We start from the raw sequence: 20249 nt of genomic DNA on the forward strand, positions 1-20249 counted from the left end.
TGGAATGCGGGCCGCGCGTCTGATCACCTACCGTCAGCCGCTTGAGGTAACGACGATCCCGGATCCCGCACCTGCGGAAGACGGCGTGGTCGTGCGGGTGCTGGCCTGCGGCGTGTGCCGGTCTGACTGGCACGCGTGGTCTGGTTCGGACCCGGACGTCATCCTGCCCATGACCCCAGGGCACGAGTATTGCGGCGAGGTGGTTTCCGTCGGCGCGCGCGTCACCCGGTGGCGTGTCGGGGATCGGGTGATTGCTCCTTTCATTCTGGCCTGTGGCCGGTGTCCGGATTGTGCGCAGGGTCATCAGACGATCTGCGCGGATCAGGTTGTGCCGGGGTTCACCTGTGACGGCGCTTTTGCGGAATATGTCGCGGTGGCCCATGCCGACGCGAACCTGACATCCTTGCCGGACAGTATCGCGCCGGACATCGCGGCCGCGTTGGGTTGCCGCGTGACGACAGCGTGGCAGGCATTGGTTGGTCGGGCACAGGTTCAGGGCGGTGAATGGATTGCCGTCTTCGGCGGTGGCGGTGTCGGGATTTCCACTTTGCTGCTGGGCAAGGCGCTTGGCGCACGTGTGGTAATTGTCGATATCACGGATGACAAACTGAACTATGCCAAGGCTCTGGGCGCAGATGTGGTGGTCAATGCGGCAACCTGCGACGCGCCGCAGGCGGTGAAGGATATCACTGGTGGCGGCGCCCATGTTGCGATCGAGGCGCTTGGCGTCGAAGCAACGACCGTTTCCGCGATGCGTTCCCTGCGCAAAATGGGGCGCATGGTGCAGATCGGGATGCCTGCTGGAGATCACACCCAGATGGCGTTGCCGATGGATGTGCTTTACTCTGGCCAGCTTTCTGTCTTTGGCACACGCGGAATGCCAAGCTGGCGCTATCCGTCTTTGTTGTCGCTGATCGCGGGCGGTGGAATTGACCTGAGCCCGTTGGTCACGCGAAAAATATCTCTCAACCAGGTGAGCGCCGAGCTTGCCGCCTTTGACCACCCAACCCCTCCGGGCGTTGCGGTCGTCACCGATTTTGTCTCGTAGGAGGGCCCGCCATGCGCGCAGCCGTAATCGTTTTCCCCGGATCAAACTGTGACCGAGACCTCGCGGTCGCCTTTGAGCAGGCCGGTTTTCAGGTCGACATGGTCTGGCACAAGGATGCGGCGCTGCCGGACGGTGTTGATATCGTGGGCGTTCCGGGCGGGTTTTCTTACGGTGACTATCTGCGGTGCGGTGCAATCGCCGCGCAGTCGCCGATCTGCAAGGCCGTGGTCAACCACACCGAACGCGGCGGCTATGCGGTCGGGATCTGCAACGGATTTCAGGTTCTGACGGAAACAGGTATCCTGCCGGGGGCGCTGCTGCGCAATGCCGGGCTGAAATACATCTGCAAGACTGTGGGCCTGAAAGTTGAAACCAGCGACAGCGTCTTTACCGGTGGCTATAACGCAGGCGACGTGATCGGTATTCCGATCGCGCATCACGACGGCAACTATTTCGCGGATGACGCAACGCTGGCGGCGTTGAGAGATCAGGACAGGATCGCATTCACCTATACCGAGAACCCAAACGGCTCGGTCGGTGATATCGCGGGGATCCTTTCCGAAAACCGTCGTGTTCTGGGTATGATGCCGCATCCCGAGCGCGCGGCCGATCAAGGGCATGGCGGCACCGACGGGGCGGCGCTGTTCCGCGCATTGTCAGGTGTGTTTGAAGCGGCGTGACTTGAGGTCACGCGCGCCCGCGCGTAACGTTTGATCATGAACTCGGACGTGCGATCAGGCTGGTCAAAGCTGCTGAAACCGTTTCGCGGCGCCCCGTTGGGGTGGCGGCTGCGGCTGGCTGTTATTGTATTGATGGTGGCAACAATCGCAACGGTTTGGATCACCAACCGCTTGTTGACCGACAGGTTCACCGAATCCACCCGCAACCGGGCCGAGCTTCGCCTTGCGCTGTATTCCGGCAATTTGCTGAGCGAACTGCGCCGCAACTCGATCGTGCCCCAGTTGCTGGCGCGGGATCCGACACTGATTTCGGCGCTGCAATCCAGGGACTATTCGTTGTCGACGCAGCGTTTGATTTCGTTCGTGGAGGAAATCGGTGCGGCGTCGTTGATGCTGTTGGATGGTGACGGGCGAACGGTTGCGGCGACGGATCGGAACAGACTGGGCGAGGCGCACAGGAATATTCCGTATTTTGTGGACGCGATCCGGTCAAATGCGACGATCTTTTCCGTTATTCCCAAGGAGTCCGGCGGATACAGCTTTGTCTATTCCCGCCGGCTTGAAAACAGCGCGGAAATACTGGGCGTTATCGTTGTCGAAGTTGATCTGCAAAAGTTTGAACAGGCATGGGCCGGCATTTCGGATGCGGTGATGGTCACTGACAGCACCGGAACCATCATTCTGTCCACCGAACCGCGCTGGCGGGGTCTGGATGAGGGGGCGGCCCTGCTGCGTCAACCGCCGCAAGGGGCGATCCAGCGGGCCATTCGCGCGACGACCGATTGGACCGCTTTGCCACCTGACGCCTACCTGCAAGGCGAGGCCGTGATGCGTCTGGAAACGCGCATCCCGTTCCGCGGCTGGCAAATGACTTCATTCACGACCTATGCCTCGATCCGCGAGAAAGTGAACAGCGTTCTGGCGCTCGAGATCATGGGCTTTGCGATTCTTCTGGCGCTGGCGTTCTACGCGCTGAGCAGACGCGCGACCTTGCGCATGACCCTGTTTCAGCGCGAGTCGGCAGAGCTTCGCGCATTGAACGCCAGGCTACAGCGGGAAATCGCTGAACGCGAACGGGTTGAAAAGACGTTGGATTTGGCCGAACAGACCCTTGCCCAAAGCTCGAAACTTGCAGCTCTGGGTGAGATGTCAGCGGCGGTCAGTCACGAGCTGAATCAACCACTGGCTGCAATGAAAACCTATCTGGCCGGCGCCCGTCTGCTGTTGCGTCGAAACCGGCCGGAAGAAGCGCTGGCAAGTTTCGGTCGCATCGATGGTCTGATCGAGCGGATGGGGGCGATTACGCGGCAGCTCAAATCTTACGCGCGCAAGGGGGCGGATGCGTTTTCACCTGTAAATCTTGGCGAAGCGCTGGCCTCGGCTTTGTCGATGATGGAACCGCAGTTGCGTCAGCGCCATGTGAAGATCACCCAGATCCTGCCGGAAGAACCGGTGGTGGTGATGGGGGATCGGATGCGGGTCGAGCAGGTCATGGTCAACCTCTTGCGCAATGCGCTGGACGCCACCAAATCAGTGGCAGAGCCGGATGTGGAAATCATCCTGGCGGCGGGTGACACGGCTGTCCTGACGGTACGCGACAACGGGCATGGGATCGAGGATATCGAGAACCTGTTCGAGCCGTTCTATACCACCAAACAGCCCGGAGACGGGGTGGGCTTGGGGCTTGCCATCTCATCGGGGATCGTGAACGACCATGGGGGACGGCTGACTGCGCGCAACGGCCAATACGGTGGCGCGGTGTTTGAAATGCAGTTGCCAGCACTGGGAAGCGACGGCCTTGAGGCCGCGGAATAACGAGGAATGACTATGGCACAGGCCATGAAAATCGCCATTGTGGATGACGAACAGGACATGCGCCAATCGATCAGCCAATGGCTTGCTTTGTCCGGATATGACACGGAAACCTTTGCCAGCGCCGAGGACGCGCTCAAGGTTCTGGGGCCGGATTATCCGGGAATCGTGATCTCGGACATCAAGATGCCCGGAATGGATGGCATTCAGCTTCTGAAAAAGCTGATGGGGGCCGACAGTACCCTGCCGGTGATCATGATCACCGGGCACGGCGACGTGCCGATGGCGGTTGAAGCGATGCGCGTTGGCGCGTTCGACTTCCTTGAAAAACCGTTCAACCCCGATCGGATGTCCGAACTGGCCAAACGCGCCAGCAATGCGCGCCGTCTGACTCTAGACAACCGCGCCTTGCGGCGCGAGCTGTCCGGCGGCACCCAGATCATGAACAAGCTGATCGGTGCCAGCCCGGTCATGGAGCGGCTGCGTGAGGATATTCTGGATCTGGGCCAGGCTGACGGCCATGTGTTGATCGACGGTGAAACCGGTACCGGGAAAACGCTTGTGGCTCACGCGCTTCATGCCGTTGGCAGCCGTGCCGGCAAGAAGTTTGTTCTGGTGTCCTGCGCCGCGCTTGAAGAAGACGCACTGGCCAAGCGTCTGTTTGGCCCCATGATGCCCGAAGATGCGCAACTGCCCGCCATCGAAGAGGCGCGTGGCGGCACGCTGGTTCTGGAAGATGTGGAAGCGTTGAGCGATACGTTGCAGGCCAAGCTGCTGAGCGTGATGAACGAGCAGGGCACACCTGCGGAGACCCGGATCGTTGCCATCTCGAACTTGCAGGAGGCGGGCAAGACGTCGGAAGACGTGCTGCGCCCGGACCTGTTCTATCGCCTGGCCGCGCTGCGCATCACCATGCCGCCGTTGCGGCAGCGGGGCGAAGATATCCTGACCCTGTTCACCCGTCTCAGTGAGCAGTTTGCCGAAGAATACGGTTGCGATGCCCCCCAGGTGAGCGCGCAGGAAGCTGCGCAACTGTTGCAGGCCCCTTGGCCCGGCAATGTGCGCCAGTTGATCAATATTGCCGAACGGGCGGTGCTGCAATCGCGCCGTGGTTCGGGCACCATCGCGTCTTTGTTGATGTCCGATCACGAAGAGATGCAGCCGGTGATGACCACCGAGGGCAAGCCGCTGAAGGAATATGTCGAAGCGTTCGAACGAATGCTGATTGATAATACGATGCGCAGGCACAAAGGCTCTATCGCCTCAGTCATGGACGAGCTTTGCCTTCCTCGCCGGACGCTGAACGAGAAGATGGCCAAATACGGCCTTCAGCGTTCGGACTATTTGTAAGCGATGCGATTTGGGGGCTCTGCCCCCGTCGCCTATGGCGCCTCCCCCGGGATATTTTTGGCCAGAAGAAGGGGGCGGCGACGCTGGTTTGGGCACGGAATGAAGTTTGCCCATTGTCTTTTCCACAGGGTTGCTTTTATTGTGTCGGAACGGGCCGGGCGATTTTGACGCCTGCAAGTCCCGAATCTTTGAGTTTCGCTGCTGATCCGTTGGTGAGGGTCAAGACCTCGCGGTTCAGCAGACCGATTATGCCCCTCAAGGGGCAGTGGAGTACCTGAGCCCGGGATCTCTGGGCGAAAGGAATAAATGGGCAGGCTGCGTTCAGACGCGCCTGTCGGAGAAGAACCGCGATGACGCGCGCGCAACGATTGAGAGAACGGGCAGGGGGCCACAGCGCCAGACCCTGCCGCGCGCCGTCTGATATCGCCCTGACAAGACACCTCCCCAAAAGCGCCTGTCCGCCTGGACAGGTCAGGACAACGCGTTTGGCGCGGTGCACCAAGGACAAATGGCTAAGAAAATGCTTATCGATGCCACCCACGCGGAGGAAACCCGCGTCGTGGTGGTTGACGGAAACAAGGTCGAGGAGTTCGATTTTGAATCCGAAAACAAACGCCAGCTTGCCGGCAACATCTATCTTGCAAAAGTAACGCGGGTTGAGCCGTCGCTTCAGGCGGCCTTTGTGGATTATGGCGGGAACCGGCATGGCTTCCTGGCATTCTCTGAAATTCACCCGGATTATTACCAGATCCCCGTCGCCGACCGTGAGGCGTTGATGGAGGAAGAGCGCGCCTATGCCGAGGCCATGAAGGCGCGGGATGAGGCTGAGGAGGCCAAATCCAAGAAGCGGCGGACCCGGTCTCGCGCGAAGGCTGCTGACGTGAAATCGGATGATCCGGTTGAAACGATGGAGGTTTCGACCGAACCAACCGGCATGGAAACCATCGATCTGGACGAGGGTGAAGAAGCAGATGTTGAGGTTCCGGAAGGAACGTCACCGATGGAAGTCGTTGCTGAAACTCCGGTAGAGGAGCCGGTTGACGATGACGCGCCGGCCACTGAAGAAGCAACCGAAACCGCATCGGATGAGGCTGCGTCAGACGACGTTGCCGAGGAAGCCACTGAACAGGCCATTGAGGCGTCGGGTGACGACGCGGAGGATCAGGCCGAAGAGCCACTGGAAGCCGTTGAAGACGTTCAAACGGAGGGGGATGAAGCCCAATCCGAGCCGGAGCAAGCAGAAGAACCTGTTGAAGCTGCGGATGATGAACAAGACCCTGATGAGGACGTTGACGAAACCAAAAGCACAGACGCTGCATCAAAAGACGCATCGATTGAATCGGTTGCTGATGATGATGACAGCGAAGACATTCGTCCGCCGCGCAAACCGCGCCCGCGTCGCTACAAGATACAGGAAGTCATCAAAGTACGTCAGGTCCTTCTGGTGCAGGTTGTCAAGGAAGAGCGCGGAAACAAGGGTGCTGCGCTGACCACCTATCTTTCGCTGGCAGGACGGTATTGTGTTCTGATGCCCAATACCGCACGTGGTGGTGGCATCAGCCGCAAGATTACCAACGCGGCGGACAGGAAAAAGCTGAAAGAGATCGCAACGGATATAGATGTGCCGACCGGGGCAGGTTTGATCATTCGAACCGCCGGAGCCAAGCGAACCAAATCCGAGATCAAGCGCGACTATGAGTACCTCCAGCGTTTGTGGGAGCAGATCCGGGCGCTGACACTGGAATCCATCGCGCCGGCAAAGATCTATGAAGAAGGCGATCTGATCAAACGGTCGATCCGAGATCTTTACAACCGTGATATCGACGAGGTCTTGGTCGAAGGCGAGGGCGGGTACCGCATCGCCAAGGACTTCATGAAGATGATCATGCCGTCGCACGCCAAGAACGTCAAACGGTACGAAGATGCGCTGCCTCTGTTCGCGCGCTATCAGGTGGAAAGCTATCTGGCCGGGATGTTCAATCCTACCGTACAGCTGAAATCCGGTGGCTATATCGTGATCGGCGTGACGGAAGCACTGGTGGCGATCGACGTGAACTCGGGCCGTGCCACCAAGGAAGGTTCGATCGAGGAAACCGCACTCAAGACCAACCTCGAGGCCGCTGAAGAGGTTGCACGTCAGCTGCGCCTGCGCGATCTCGCCGGTCTGATCGTCATCGACTTCATCGACATGGACGAGCGCAAGAACAACTCGGCTGTCGAAAAGCGTTTGAAAGACAAACTGAAAACGGACCGCGCCCGCATCCAGGTTGGTCGTATTTCGGGTTTTGGTCTGCTGGAGATGAGCCGTCAGCGTCTGCGCCCCGGCATGATCGAGGCAACGACACAGCCGTGCCCGGCCTGTCACGGCACCGGTCTGATCCGCTCGGACGACAACATGGCCTTGTCGATCCTGCGTCAGATCGAAGAAGAAGGTACCCGCCGCCGTTCACGCGAAGTCCTGGTGCGCTGCCCTGTCAGCATCGCCAACTTCCTGATGAACCAGAAGCGAGAGCATATTGCGCAGATCGAGGCGCGTTATGGGCTTTCAGTGAGGATCGAAGGGGATATCCATTTAGTCAGCCCGGACTTCTCGATGGAGAAGTTCAAGACGGCCAGCCGGATTGTTCCCGAGGCCACGGCGCCTGTTGTTTCTGTCGATGCGTCGCTGATGGATCTTGTCGATTCATCGGACGCGGAAGAGACCGAAGAGGAAATCGCTCAGACCGAAGAAGAGGCAAAGCCCAAACGCAAGCGCCGTCGTCGTCGTCGCAAGAAAGGTTCGGGCAATGGCGATGCGCCGGAGCAGGCCGCGGAAGAGGGTGACGCGCCAGCACAAGAAGACGCAGAGAGCGATACGCCTGACGTCGAAAGTGCTGAGCCGGCTGAAGCTGAGGCTTCGGAGGAAGAAAAACCGGCAAAGCCCAAGCGCAAACGCGCCCCGCGCCGTCGCAAGAAAGATGCGGTTGCCGAAGAAGTTGCGGATCAGCCTGAAGAGCGATCTTCCACGACGGCCGACGCTGCAACGGAAGAGCCGGCAGCCGAGGAAACCGGCGAGAGCATCGCGGGCGAAAGCGCCGAGGTAGCGGCAGAGCCGGTTGAGGAGGCCGCTGAACCAGCCGAAGCCCAGGCTGACGCTCCTCCGTCGGAAGAGCAACCTGCAAACGGTGTGGATGCGGCACAAGCGGTTGAAGGAGCGGATGAGGCGGAAAAGCAATCTGCGGACGCCTTAGAAGCCGCTGACGTTGCAGAAACCGAAGATCCTGCCGAAGCCGGGCCAGCGGAAGCAACGCCCGAGCCGGTACTTGAAAGCGTGGCGGAAGAGCCTGAACCCGTACCCGCCAAGCCCAAACGACGCGGTTGGTGGTCGCTGGGAAGTTAATGAAAAAGGCGGGCTGATTGGCCCGCCTTTTTTTGACCTGCAACGAAGGTCAGCTGGATTTTTGGATCAGATAGATCTGATGTGCGCCGTCAGTGTCCTGCGAAAGCAGTGTATGCCCGGCCTCAGCACAAAAGTGCGGAACATCCACGATAGCCGCAGGATCATCGGCCAGCACCCGCAGAACGGCACCCTCCGGCATGGATTTCAGTCGTTTGCGGGCTTTCAGGACGGGCAAGGGGCACAACAGGCCCAAAGCGTCCAGGGTATCTGTATTCTCTGACATGATTTTCGGGATAGGGTGAAGTTGTAATATTGTCCAGATTTCGAGCACGAGGATGTGACTGTTTGGCCCCGTGACGGATCGCTCTTCATCACATATGTGCAGAAACATGTTCGGAATCGAAATCATAGACGCGGGACTGCTGCCCGCCATGTTCGTCGCGCTGCTGGGTGGCCTGATCAGCTTTCTGTCGCCTTGCGTATTGCCAATCGTACCGCCTTATCTGGCGTATATGAGTGGCGTTACCATACATGAGATGCAGGACGAGGCCCGCGCGCGGCGCAAGGCGACCATGTCGGCGCTGTTCTTTGTCATGGGCCTGTCGACCGTGTTTCTGCTGCTTGGCTTTACCGCATCGGCCTTTGGCGCGTTTGTGCTGCAAAATCAGGTGCTGTTCGCCAAGTTGTCCGGTGCCGTTGTCATCGTCTTTGGCCTTCACTTTCTGAATGTCTTCCGGATTCCTTTTCTGGATCGCGAAGCACGGATTGAAACCGGTGATTCCGGTGGGTCGGTCTTCGGCGCTTACATCCTTGGCCTGGCTTTTGCATTCGGCTGGACCCCGTGCATTGGTCCTCAACTGGGTGCGATCCTGTCACTGGCGGCGAACGAAGCGTCTGTCGCGCGCGGCACGTTTCTGCTGGGGGTTTACGCTGCGGGTTTGGGTATTCCGTTCCTGTTGGCGGCCATGTTCCTGAATCGCTCCATGACCGTGATGAACCGGATCAAACCGTATATGGGCACGATCGAAAAGATCATGGGTGGGCTGTTGCTGTTTGTGGGCATCATGCTGATAACCGGGCTTTTCACCCGTTTCAGCTGGTGGTTGCTGGAGACTTTTCCGGCGCTGGCAAGTTTCGGGTGATCAACTGACCCTCTTACCTTGGCTTCAAGCCTGCGTTAACCTGCGCATCAGAAGGTAAGGGCATGAGCAGTCACACAAATCAGCCGCAGGTGCGCAGACGTCGGGTGTTCTATATACCCGGCTATGATCCGATGCCGCCCCGGCGATATCGCGAGCTATATCGCAGTGAATCGCAGAAGCAGGCCCGGATCTCGGGGTACGAGATCGCCATATCCCAAAAGACAACGGACGGGCGTTTTGGGTGGCGTGTGACCTCGGAACAAGATGGGTTGACTGTTGAAACGGAATTCGAGGTTCTGGTGTGGTCCGACATCGTGCGCGACAGCATGTCGGTCTCGATCCCGGCGACCTATTGGCAATTGGCCCGCACGGCGTGGATTTACACATCAACCGGTACGTTGTGGCGTCTGATGCGATTGCGCAAGGGCCCGGTGATCGCTGCGTTGTATCCAGTGGCGATGTTGGTGTCTCAGCTGCTGATCGCGCTTGCGTTGGCATGGGCATGCATAGCCATGGCTGGTTGGTGGGGGGTATTCCCCGGAGCGGCCATCGCCGTCGCGTTACTGCTGTGGTTTCGCAAGGTCGATAACCGGTTGTTTGCGTATTACCTGATGCATGATTACGCCTATTCAGCGCAGTTGAGCGGGCAAATGCCGGTCGAGCTACGGGAAAGGTTGTCTTCGTTTCGTGAAGCGATCCAAGACGCGTTGAATTCCGATGTGGATGAGGTGCTGATCGTTGGCCACAGCTCGGGCGCGCATCTGGGGGTGTCTGTTCTGGCCGAGCTGGTTCGAAATTCGAAAGTGCACGAGCAAGGCGCGGTGCTGTCGTTTCTAAGTCTGGGACAGGTGGTTCCCATGGTCTCGTTTCTGTCCCAGGCACACGATTTGCGGTCCGATCTGCATTTCCTGTCCACGCGGTCCGAGCTCAGCTGGATCGATGTCTCGGCCCCCGGCGATGGCTGCGCCTTTGCGCTTTGCGATCCGGTTGCGGTCACGGGGGTGGCCGATGCTGATAAACGCTGGCCGCTGGTCCTGTCGGCGGCTTTTTCGCAAACCTTGTCTCCGGAACGCTGGAAAGCTTTGCGATGGCGATTTTTTCGGCTTCATTTTCAGTATCTTTGCGCCTTCGATAAGCCGGAAAGCTATGATTATTTCCGGATAACGGCTGGCCCGTTGACGCTGGGGCAAAGGTTTGCGGATCGTGAGGCTTCTCGCAGCCGTATCGAGATGCCTGTCTCCAAGTTCACCTCGGTACACCCATGACCAAAACGCCGCCCAAGCCAGACCCGCGCCCCGAGAAGGTTTCGTTGCTGCGCTATGTGAAACTGTTCAGACAAGACCTGCTGTCGGCGCAGCCAGCCCGGCTGTATCGCGCGTGGATGGCAGAATTCAAAACTCCGTTCTTCCGGTCGTTCCTGATCAATCAACCGGATCTGGTTCAAACCGTCCTCAAGAAACGGCCTGACGATTTTCCCAAATCCGGCAGGATCAGCGAAGGCCTGCGCCCGTTGCTTGGCAATTCGGTGTTTCTGGCCAATGGCGAGACCTGGAAACGACAGCGGCGGATTATCGATCCCGCGTTCGAAGGGGGCCGTCTGAAGGATACATTCCCTGCCATGCTGGCCGCTGCCGAGGCGTGTGTGGAACGGCTGCGGCCTCATGTCGGCGGGGAACTCGAATTCGAAGAACAGACAAGCCATGCGGCGGCGGACGTGATATTTCGCACCCTGTTTTCCGTTCCTATCGACAACGCTATCGCCAGCCGGGTGTTCGAAAAGTTCCGGGCCTATCAACGCGCGCAACCTTTGCTGAATCTGGCAGCTTTTGTTCCCTTGCCAAAGTGGCTGCCCCGGTTTCATTCCGGGGCGACCAAACAAAACGCGCGGGATATCAGGGCGCTGATTGCCGAACTGGCCAGAACACGCGCAAAGGCCATCAAGGACGGAACGGCACCTGATGATCTTGCGACAAAGATCATGACGACGGCTGATCCCGAAACCGAGCAGTTCTTCGACCCCGAGGAAATGGTTGATCAGGTGGCGATCTTTTTTCTTGCCGGGCATGAGACCAGCGCGTCAGCCTTGGCCTGGACGCTGTACCTGATGGCCCTTTACCCGGAATGGCAGCAGAAGGTTGCAGAGGAGGCCGCTGCTCTGGATGATCCTTCATTTGCCTCTGTTTCAAAACTTCGGATCAGCCGGGATGTGTTTCGCGAAGCGCTGCGCCTTTATCCTCCGGTGCCCATGATGGTCCGCGAGACCACGTGCCCCGAACGGTTCCGTAACCGGGATGTGCCGGTTGGCGCGCAGATCGTGATCAGCCCGTGGCATTTGCACCGTCAGGCGCGTTTGTGGGACGATCCGGACGGTTTTGATCCCAACCGTTGGGGCACGGAGAACGGCAAGCGGTGCCAGCGCGACGCTTACATCCCGTTCTCAGCAGGCCCCCGAGTGTGCACCGGGGCCGGGTTTGCAATGGTCGAAGGGCCGCTGATCCTGTCGATGCTCTTGCGCCGCTACCGGTTCGAAACAATCCCGGGAAAAACACCTGTTCCGGTCGCTCACCTGACGGTTCGATCCAAAGATGGCATATGGTTACGCCTGTTTGAGCGCTAACAACCTACCATCGGTTCACGCCCTGTTGTATGCGGGGAAGAACATCGGAATCATCATTGAACGGGAAAACAATATGTCCAAAGCAGAACAGCGCGCGCAGATGATCAACGGCACGGGCTTTATCGCGGCACTGGATCAAAGCGGCGGATCAACCCCGAAAGCGCTTGCGTTGTATGGCGTCGAGGCATCCGACTACAGCTCGGAGGAAGAGATGTTCGGTGAAATCCAGAAGATGCGTGCCCGCATCATTCTGGCCGACGATTTCACAAAGGACAAAGTGATTGGCGCAATCCTGTTCGAACGTACCCTGGGCGAAGAGATCGAAGGCCGCAAGGTTGCCGATTACCTTTGGTCGGTCAAAGGTATCGTTCCTTTCCTGAAGATCGACAAAGGCCTGGAAGACCAGGCAAATGGCGTTCAGATGATGAAACCGATCCCCGGTCTGGCCGAGACCCTGGCCAAGGCCGATGGTGTGTTCGGAACCAAGGAGCGCTCGGTCATTCACGAAGCGAATGCCGATGGCATCGCGGCGGTGGTTGCCCAACAGTTCGACGTCGCCCGCGAAGTCACCGATGCCGGTATGGTTCCGATCGTGGAGCCCGAAGTGAACATCCATTCGGCAACCAAGGCCGAGGCGGAAGACATCCTGAAGGCTGAAATCCTCAAAAACCTCGATCAACTGGCCGAGGGCCAGGACGTGATGCTGAAGCTGACGATCCCGACACAGGCAAACCTGTATGACGCGCTGGCTGACCACCCGCGGGTCTTGCGCGTTGTGGCCCTGTCGGGCGGTTATTCGACGGAAGAAGCCTGTGATCTGCTGGGTCGGAACGGCAAGATGATTGCATCCTTCTCGCGGGCCTTGACTGAAGGCCTGTCGAAGCAGCAGTCAGATGCCGAATTCAACGCGGCGCTGGGTGCGAACATCGACAAGATTTTCAAAGCCTCCGTCTAACCTTTCAGACAGGTTTGGTGAAAGAGCGGCGCATCTGTGCCGCTTTTTTTCTGCCGATGCAGGTCTCGGCATGATCATTGACCAGCCCCATGGCCTGCATGAACGCAAACACGGTTGTAGGGCCAACGAACTTCCAGCCCCGTTTCTTGAGATCTTTCGACATGGCCACCGACTCGGGCGATGTGGACGCCGTTTGCGGAGGCGGAGGCGTTTCAGCCTCGTAACGCCAGACATAGGCCGCCAGAGATCCTTCGGCCGCCACAAGGTCCTGCGCGCAACGCGCATTGTTGATCACCGCTTCAATCTTGCCGCGATGACGGATGATCCCGGAATCCTGTAGCAGCCGTTCCACATCTGCATCAGAAAACGTGGCCATCCTGTTGAAATCAAACCCGCAAAAGGCTTTCCTGAAGTTTTCGCGCTTGTTCAGGATCGTTCGCCAGCTAAGGCCTGACTGAAAGCTTTCGAGGCACAGTTTTTCAAACAGCCGTTGGTCGTCGCCGACAGGGTAACCCCATTCATTGTCGTGATATTCAAAGAATTCGGGCGCGGCCTGACACCATGCGCATCTTTGCTGCCCATCCGGCCCGGTAATGGTGTCGCTCATGGTTGTACCCTTTTTGTTCCCACTCACGTTACACGTCGAGGAGAGGGCGTGACAAGTCTCAATCAGGGTTTCGGAACCAGTTCAGCACAAAGACGCGTATGGCCGATGCAAGACCCGTTTCCGGGTCGCGAGCCACATCTATTTCAGCCGCCAAGACATTGATTGGCTTACCTTGTTCCTGAGCGATCTCGCGAAAAGCACGCCAGAATTCATCCTCGAGTGATACCGAGGTTCGGTGTCCTTTCAGGGTCAAAGAGCGTTTGACAGGACGGCCGCTCATTCGTCCAGCTCATGATCGTCTAGGTCGCGCTTTTGTTTTTTCTGTTGAAGTTTCACGACTTCTTTTTCAGCTTTTGTACGCCCAAACGCGACGGCGTTCCGGTCGGCGTGGGCCTTTCTTTCGGCCCGCGCTTTTTCCTTTCGATACCGGTTCAGATTGACCGGCTTGCCCATCAGTCTTTTGGGCCGATCATCTGTTCGGGGCGGACGACGGCATCAAAGGTCGCTTCGTCCACAAAGCCCAGCGCGATGGCTTCTTCCTTGAGCGTGGTACCGTTCTTGTGGGCGGTTTTCGCAACTGTGGTCGCATTGTCATAACCGATGGTGGGGGCAAGCGCCGTGACCAGCATCAGCGATTCCTTCATCAGCTTGTCGATGCGCGGCTCGTTCGCTTTGATGCCAATCAGCATCCGCTCGGTAAAGCTGTCGGCGGCATCCCCCAACAGCTGGATCGATTGCAGCAGGTTGTAGGACATCATCGGATTGTAGACGTTCAATTCGAAATGCCCTTGCGACCCGGCAAAATTCATCGCCGCGTTGTTGCCCATCACATGCGCGGCGACCTGCGTCAGCGCTTCGGCCTGCGTCGGGTTTACCTTGCCGGGCATGATCGACGAGCCGGGCTCATTTTCCGGCAGGATCAGTTCACCCAGGCCGGAACGAGGCCCGGAGCCCAGGAAACGAATGTCGTTTGCGATCTTGTAGCAGCTGCCGGCAATCGTCGCCAAAGCGCCCGAAAGGAAGACCATGGCATCATGGGCGGCCAGCGCTTCGAACTTGTTCGGCGCCGTCACGAAGGGCAGGTCGGTGATCTGGGCCATATGGCCTGCGACGGCTTTGTCCCAGCCGTGCTGGGTGTTCAGGCCGGTGCCAACGGCCGTTCCGCCCTGGGCCAGTTCGTAAATCCCCGGCATCGCCGCATGTACGCGTGCGATCCCCTGACGAATCTGGTGGGCATAGCCACTGAATTCCTGACCCAGTGTCAGCGGTGTCGCGTCCTGTGTATGGGTTCGGCCGATCTTGATGATGTCCTTGAATTCCTCGGCCTTCTGCTCGAGCCCGGACGCCAGTTTTTCAAGACCGGGAAGCAGCACGTCGCGTACGCTCATCGCTGTTGCGATATGCATGGCGGTTGGGAAAGTATCGTTCGACGATTGCCCCATGTTGCAGTGGTCATTCGGGTGTACCGGGTCTTTGGATCCGATCTTGCCGCCCAGAATCTCGATGGCTCGGTTGGCGATGACCTCGTTCGCATTCATGTTCGACTGGGTGCCGGAACCCGTCTGCCACACGACCAACGGAAAGTTGTCGTCGAACTTGCCCTCGATCACCTCGCCTGCGGCCTGGATGATCGCATCTGCTATCTTTGCGTCCAGCTTGCCCGTTGCCTTGTTTTCCATGGCGCAGGCTTTCTTGATTACGCCCAGCGCGCGCACGATGGCGACCGGCTGTTTTTCCCAACCGATGGGAAAATTCATGATCGAGCGCTGCGTCTGTGCGCCCCAATACTTGTCGGCAGGAACCTCGAGCGGGCCAAAGCTGTCGGATTCTGTGCGGGTTTGAGACATCGGTCACTCCGTCTGGTATGCAGTTGTATGCCGTTTAGCCGCAGCCACGCCGTGACGCAATCGGCCAGTTGCGCGCACCTTAAACTTAAGGGCGTCAAAGGTATAGGCGCGGGGTGCGTCACTTTAATCGTTATTGGCGGGGAATGTGCATTGTTTGCCGATACCTCTGGGCTACAATGGAGCAATAGACGCCATGGAGGACAAAATGCCAAATTTCCATCGCTTTACGCTTGGAAAAGCAGTCGCGATACTTGCAGTTTGCGCTTTGTGGCTGTCGGTTCTGAGCGCAGCGGCCCGCGCGGCAGACATTACACCGTTCATAGGAGATTATATCGGTTCAGCCGAAGTCGTGGACGCGGATGGCACGACAACGCCCCGCGACATGAGCGTTTCCATCGTCGAGACCAAGAACGGTTTCAACGTCAGTTGGCGGACGACGACATACAAGCTGGATGGACGCGTAAAGGAACAGAAGTTCTCGATTGATTTTGTTCCGTCAGACCGCCCGGATGTGTTTTCGGCGGCGATGAAACGCAATGTCTTTGGTCACGAAGTCCCGCTGGACCCGATGAAGGGCGAGCCATTTGTATGGGGCCGCATCGTCGGCGAAACACTGACCGTGTTTTCTTTGTTCATTGACGAGGACGGAGGATATGAGTTGCAGCAATTCGACCGCACGCTTGCCCAAGGCGGGCTGAACCTCGCGTTTTCACGATTCATAGATGGTCAAAAATCACGATCGGTCGAGACTTTCCTGATGAAACGATAAACCCCGCGCCGGGCGGGGTTTGAAGGTTCATTTCCGAAAGCTGTCAAGCGATACGATATCCGCATCGTGATGTATTTCTTCTTCTTCGACTTCGATGTCGTCTTCGATGATTTGATCTTCTTCGATTTCGTCTTCCGGGCTTTCGAAGCGAAGGCCGAATTCCACGGATGGGTCCACGAAAGTCTTGATTGCAGAATAAGGGACGTACAGCGGTTCCGGGGCATCGCCAAAGTTCAAAGTGATGCCAAAGCCGAGGTCACCAACTTCGAGGTTCTCGAACCAGTGCTGCATGACGATGGTCATTTCTTCGGGATATCGTTCACGCAGCCAGTCGGCGATTTCCACACCATCTTCACGTGTGTCGAAAGTGATGAAAAAGTGATGCGTCCCGGGTAGACCGGTTTCAGAAACGTCCTTCAGCACTGTTTTGATCAGGCCGCGCATGGCGGTGTGCATTAGGTTTCCATAATCGATGCCTTGCGACATGTGTGATCCTCAAAAGTGGTTATGCTCAGCATAGGGGTTTTGTTCGGAAACGAAAGGGCGGGTACGACCGGATTGATCAGATATTGTGTGCAGCCAGGCCGGCAATCGACATCAGGGCAAGCACGGTTCCCATCCCTAATTTCAGTCGAAAAATCAAGGCCCCAGCAAGGATAGTTAGACCGAATGCGGTAAAATTCAACGCGGAAATCTGCGGCATGGGGATTGCCAGAGGACCCCATGATTTTTCAGACACCGATTCGAAAAGAACATTCAGGGCGAACCACACGGAAAGGTTGAGAATCACCCCGACGACGGCCGCGGTGATTCCATGCAGGGCCGCAGACAGGCGGGGACGCGCGGCCAGACGGTCGAGATATGGGGCCGCAAGAAAAATCCAAAGAAAGCACGGAACGAACGTCGCCCACAATGCAACTGCACCGGCTGCAAGCGCCAGCGTGAACCCGCCGGTCAGTTGCCCGGTCAGCATGGCGACAAACTGTGTGACAAGTATGAGCGGCCCCGGAGTCGTTTCCGCCAGCCCCAGCCCATCAATCATCTGATCCGTGCTGATCCAGTGGTACTGGTCGACAACCGTTTGAGTCATGTAGGCCAATACGGCATATGCGCCGCCAAAGGTTACAACGGCGAGCCGGGCAAAAAACCACCCCAGATCGCTCAGCAGTTGATGGCCTGTGACGCTCAGAGCGACGAGTGGGCCCAACCAAAGGGGCAACCAGACAGCAATCGTTCGCAGAGACCGCGCCAGATGTGGTGTTCCTTCTCGCGGGGGAGATTCTACGGGTCCTTTGAAGGTCACGTACCCCCAGGCTGCGGCAACGAATATGATCGCCGGAAAAGGAAGGTTCAGCAGAAAAATGGCCAGGAAGGACAGGATTGCGATTGTTCGATGCTCGCGATCATTCAATGCCTTGCGCGAAAGATTGCGGAGCGCCTGCAAAACGATGACGATGACGGTTGCCTTGATGCCCGTGAAAGCAGACTGCACCAAGGGAACATCGCCAAACGCTGAATAGAGCGCGACCAGAACCGCAATCACCAACGCGCCGGGCAACACGAACAAGCTGCCGGCAATCAGCCCGCCGACAACGCCGCGCAGACGCCACCCCGCATAGGTTGCCAACTGCATCGCCTCGGGGCCCGGCAGCAACATGCACAGAGACAGGGCGCGCAGGTAAGTCTGTTCATCCAGCCAGGGTCGGCGTTCGACCAATTCCTGATGCATCAAGGAAATCTGAGCCGCAGGACCGCCGAAAGACAGCAGACCGATCCTGCCAAAAACCTTGAAAATCTCGGCCAGTGTCGGTGTCATGACGTTCGCCCGGTGGGCCAGTCATGGTTTTCGTCAAACCCATCGCGCGCCCAGCGATACATCGCGTCGTAAAGGTTCATCCCGGCCTTCAGGTTTTCATGGTCATCGCGGTACTGCCTTGAAAGCCCGACGGACACCGCCAACAATCCCGCCGCTTCGGGTGCAAGCGCGTGCCGGTTCGTGTCCGCTGCCCGGATGACCGTCGCCAACCGGTCCAGTGCGGGGGAGTGAAGCCCGAATTCATCCAGCATGGTGTCAAACGTGCAATTGTCGCCTCGGTGGCTCCAGAACGTGTTCTCGATATCAAAAGGTGACGCCCCGAAAGCAGTCGCAACGCTTTCGACCTCGCCGGGTGCCACAAACAGGAACTTGGCGTCGGGATCAACGAACCTGCGTATCAGCCAGGGACATGCGATTCTGTCGATCTTTGGCCGGTGACGCGTGACCCACAGCGTATGGCCACCAATTCGATCAGGAATGCGCGCTGCGGGCACACGTGGTGCATCGGCCATGTCGCGCCAGGCATGCATTCCACCTTCCAGAAATTCGGCTTGATGCCCTTCGCCGCGCAACCAGGAGACAACGCCCTGGCTCAGCTTTTTGCCTTTCTGACAGATAATCACGGCCGGGCGATCGGAGATCTTGCACGAAAGCCCCCGAAGATCCGTGGCCGGGTGCCGGATTGATGCGGGGATCAGATAGGGATCTTCTTCAAAATCGTCATTCAGGCAGACGTCGAATAGAACGGGCGCATTCGGAGTACCGATCAGACGCAGGAGTTGTTTGGGAGAAATAGAGTTGGGCGATGCCATGGCATGTTTCCTTGTGACCGCGGATACATGCGAAACTTGGGCTGTCGCCTCACGGGGCGTTCGCAATCTTACCCCATGGCACTTGCTAGCGCGCAAGGGTCATGGGGGTCAAGATTGCTTTGGGTTCACGCCCAGTCCAGGCGTTGCCCGGTCATGCATACGGGCAGGGTGTCCGATGGAAACTGGCCCAGTTCTTCAAAAAACGAGATGAAGTCAAAATGGTTGTAGGCTTCAACCATCTTTTCGTCCTTGAACCGCGCCATGACCTGGCCGGTGACTTCCAGCGGAGCGCCATTGTCAGCCCGAAAAGTACGCACATGCAGAATGGCGGACACCCAGTCGCCGTTTTCGATGATCTTGGGCAATTCGACCTTGATGTCCCCCAGAACATGACGGAAGGCCATGACCAGATCCCGGAAATCGTCCGCACCGACCTGCATTTCCGGAATCAGCCCCTCGGCCATCGTTTCGGGTGCGAAGAACTGATCAATTGCTTCGGTGTTTCCATTTTCCCAAACCTCGGAGTACCACTTTCTGAGTATCTCTGAATTCGTCATCCCAGTTCTCCTGTCCAAGTGCTGGCAAGATGGCAAATAGGAATGAATAAACTCTGAATCCGCGTAGGGCCGGATGAATAAATTCAGACATGTGGGGGATTAATGCAGGTTTCTGTTGCCAGGTACCTGCGAACCCCGCCTTACGCGGCTAGGCGCAAGGGCTTAAGTTTCGGTCTTGCTACTGCTTACGCAGCAACTGCAACCGGAGCACGATTGTCGTTTGCAATTGTACTGTTTTCGCCGGTAACGGTGGCAGACAGCCGAGACAAAGCTAACCCCTTTAGACGTTCGTCGATCCTGTTTCGGCCCCAAAATCCCCAAACGAAGGATGGTTGGTGGAGCCGCCGGGTACCGCCCCCGGGTCCGATCCGCTTATTACGAGCGCGTTTATGTCCATAGTCCCGAAGGACGACTCTTATATAGGTGAGGTGATGGGTGGATGCAAACTCAGAATGAACGCAGCCGTGTTTAACATTTCCAATCTGTTAGGTGGTTTTGTTGAAGTTTGCAGCTATCAACCAGACGGCCAGAACCAGTTCGATTCCCCCAAAGATCAACGCCTTGGCCAAGGGGGGATTGTCCAGCGCGACCGACACAAACCGGCCTAGCGCCGCACCGGAATAGACAATGCCCAGCATGACATAGGCCATTGGGTTGTTCAGCCAGATAACGGCGATCCCCGTCACAACAAACAAACCACCGACCGAGGCGCGCATCTCGGACAACCCCATCGTGCTGTTGGTCGGGGCCAGATCCAGGGCCGACGCGGTGTGGGCCGGCGCCAGAAACCCAAACGCGCCGAACCCGATGGTCAGCAATGCCGCGATGACGTTCAGAGTTGCGACCATTCCGGCCCCC

At 57.9% G+C, this 20249-nt stretch carries 20 protein-coding genes and 1 other RNA gene; 10 read left to right on the top strand and 11 right to left on the bottom strand.

Annotated elements, in window-relative coordinates; genetic code table 11:
• Positions 1-4: 4 nt before the first annotated feature.
• From GOW60_RS06855 to GOW60_RS06875, 5 genes are all read left to right on the top strand, one after another.
• On the top strand, positions 5-1048 hold the full coding sequence (locus tag GOW60_RS06855) for a zinc-dependent alcohol dehydrogenase family protein (protein ID WP_171228700.1): 1044 nt from the start codon (positions 5-7) through the stop codon (positions 1046-1048).
• Between the two features lie 11 nt (positions 1049-1059).
• Positions 1060-1728 (top strand): phosphoribosylformylglycinamidine synthase subunit PurQ, encoded by a 669-nt coding sequence (purQ, locus tag GOW60_RS06860; RefSeq protein WP_171116059.1) that lies wholly within the window; start codon positions 1060-1062, stop codon positions 1726-1728.
• A gap of 132 nt (positions 1729-1860) precedes the next feature.
• Positions 1861-3543 (top strand): ATP-binding protein, encoded by a 1683-nt coding sequence (locus GOW60_RS06865; RefSeq protein WP_371813335.1) that lies wholly within the window; start codon positions 1861-1863, stop codon positions 3541-3543.
• A gap of 12 nt (positions 3544-3555) precedes the next feature.
• The gene (locus GOW60_RS06870; protein WP_050603452.1) at positions 3556-4890 is read left to right on the top strand and encodes a sigma-54 dependent transcriptional regulator; all 1335 of its coding nucleotides are present in this window, start codon (positions 3556-3558) and stop codon (positions 4888-4890) included.
• A gap of 508 nt (positions 4891-5398) precedes the next feature.
• Positions 5399-8269, top strand: coding sequence for a ribonuclease E/G (locus GOW60_RS06875; RefSeq protein ID WP_171228702.1), 2871 nt, complete (start codon positions 5399-5401; stop codon positions 8267-8269).
• 49 nt (positions 8270-8318) lie between these two features.
• Here GOW60_RS06875 and GOW60_RS06880 read toward each other — a convergent pair whose 3' ends face one another.
• On the bottom strand, positions 8319-8552 hold the full coding sequence (locus GOW60_RS06880; protein WP_171228703.1) for a sulfurtransferase TusA family protein: 234 nt from the start codon (positions 8550-8552) through the stop codon (positions 8319-8321).
• A 106-nt stretch (positions 8553-8658) separates the two neighbouring features.
• Here GOW60_RS06880 and GOW60_RS06885 point away from each other — a divergent pair, with 106 nt between their 5' ends.
• The 4 genes from GOW60_RS06885 (at position 8659) to GOW60_RS06900 (ending at position 12983) form a co-directional block, all read left to right on the top strand.
• Entirely contained in the window at positions 8659-9411 is a 753-nt protein-coding gene (locus tag GOW60_RS06885) for a cytochrome c biogenesis CcdA family protein (protein ID WP_171228704.1), read from the top strand.
• 62 nt (positions 9412-9473) lie between these two features.
• Complete coding sequence (locus GOW60_RS06890) at positions 9474-10676, top strand: hypothetical protein (protein WP_171228705.1); 1203 nt, start codon at positions 9474-9476, stop codon at positions 10674-10676.
• Positions 10673-12028 (top strand): cytochrome P450, encoded by a 1356-nt coding sequence (locus tag GOW60_RS06895; protein WP_171228706.1) that lies wholly within the window; start codon positions 10673-10675, stop codon positions 12026-12028. The genes GOW60_RS06890 and GOW60_RS06895 overlap by 4 nt, the downstream gene beginning before the upstream one ends.
• A gap of 73 nt (positions 12029-12101) precedes the next feature.
• Positions 12102-12983, top strand: a complete 882-nt coding sequence (locus tag GOW60_RS06900) for a fructose bisphosphate aldolase (protein ID WP_171228707.1) — start codon at positions 12102-12104, stop codon at positions 12981-12983.
• Between the two features lie 4 nt (positions 12984-12987).
• On the opposite strand, the gene GOW60_RS06905 is transcribed toward GOW60_RS06900, so the two are convergent.
• Genes GOW60_RS06905 through fumC form a run of 4 tightly spaced genes read right to left on the bottom strand, consistent with a single transcriptional unit; the run spans position 12988 to position 15437 of the window.
• Positions 12988-13590 (bottom strand): DNA-3-methyladenine glycosylase I, encoded by a 603-nt coding sequence (locus tag GOW60_RS06905; protein ID WP_171228708.1) that lies wholly within the window; start codon positions 13588-13590, stop codon positions 12988-12990.
• Positions 13591-13648: 58 nt separating this feature from the next.
• On the bottom strand, positions 13649-13870 hold the full coding sequence (locus tag GOW60_RS06910; protein ID WP_152457905.1) for a ribbon-helix-helix domain-containing protein: 222 nt from the start codon (positions 13868-13870) through the stop codon (positions 13649-13651).
• Positions 13867-14043 carry a DUF4169 family protein gene (locus GOW60_RS06915; protein WP_171228709.1) on the bottom strand — a complete coding sequence of 59 codons (177 nt, stop codon included), beginning with the start codon at positions 14041-14043 and terminating at the stop codon, positions 13867-13869. The genes GOW60_RS06910 and GOW60_RS06915 overlap by 4 nt, the downstream gene beginning before the upstream one ends.
• On the bottom strand, positions 14043-15437 hold the full coding sequence (fumC, locus tag GOW60_RS06920; RefSeq protein WP_171228710.1) for a class II fumarate hydratase: 1395 nt from the start codon (positions 15435-15437) through the stop codon (positions 14043-14045). Before fumC ends, GOW60_RS06915 begins: the two co-directional genes overlap by 1 nt.
• Positions 15438-15642: 205 nt before the next feature.
• Here fumC and GOW60_RS06925 point away from each other — a divergent pair, with 205 nt between their 5' ends.
• Positions 15643-16206, top strand: a complete 564-nt coding sequence (locus GOW60_RS06925; protein WP_171228711.1) for a hypothetical protein — start codon at positions 15643-15645, stop codon at positions 16204-16206.
• Positions 16207-16233: 27 nt separating this feature from the next.
• Here GOW60_RS06925 and GOW60_RS06930 read toward each other — a convergent pair whose 3' ends face one another.
• The 6 genes from GOW60_RS06930 to GOW60_RS06955 form a co-directional block, all read right to left on the bottom strand.
• Positions 16234-16692 (bottom strand): SspB family protein, encoded by a 459-nt coding sequence (locus tag GOW60_RS06930; protein ID WP_171228712.1) that lies wholly within the window; start codon positions 16690-16692, stop codon positions 16234-16236.
• Positions 16693-16768: 76 nt separating this feature from the next.
• Positions 16769-18022: a chromate efflux transporter gene (gene chrA, locus GOW60_RS06935; protein ID WP_171228713.1), complete on the bottom strand. Its 1254-nt coding sequence runs from the start codon at positions 18020-18022 to the stop codon at positions 16769-16771.
• The gene (locus GOW60_RS06940; RefSeq protein WP_171228714.1) at positions 18019-18834 is read right to left on the bottom strand and encodes a sulfurtransferase/chromate resistance protein; all 816 of its coding nucleotides are present in this window, start codon (positions 18832-18834) and stop codon (positions 18019-18021) included. Before GOW60_RS06940 ends, chrA begins: the two co-directional genes overlap by 4 nt.
• A gap of 125 nt (positions 18835-18959) precedes the next feature.
• A complete protein-coding gene (locus GOW60_RS06945) occupies positions 18960-19391 on the bottom strand; it encodes an ester cyclase (RefSeq protein WP_171228715.1) in 432 nt (143 codons plus the stop codon).
• 101 nt (positions 19392-19492) lie between these two features.
• Positions 19493-19840, bottom strand: a transfer-messenger RNA (tmRNA) gene (gene ssrA / locus GOW60_RS06950).
• Positions 19841-19876: 36 nt separating this feature from the next.
• Entirely contained in the window at positions 19877-20239 is a 363-nt protein-coding gene (locus GOW60_RS06955; RefSeq protein ID WP_171228716.1) for a DUF4345 family protein, read from the bottom strand.
• Positions 20240-20249: the final 10 nt, after the last annotated feature.

Source organism: Ruegeria sp. HKCCA4008 (assembly GCF_013033125.1).
In the GTDB taxonomy this organism is placed as follows: Bacteria; Pseudomonadota; Alphaproteobacteria; order Rhodobacterales; family Rhodobacteraceae; genus Ruegeria.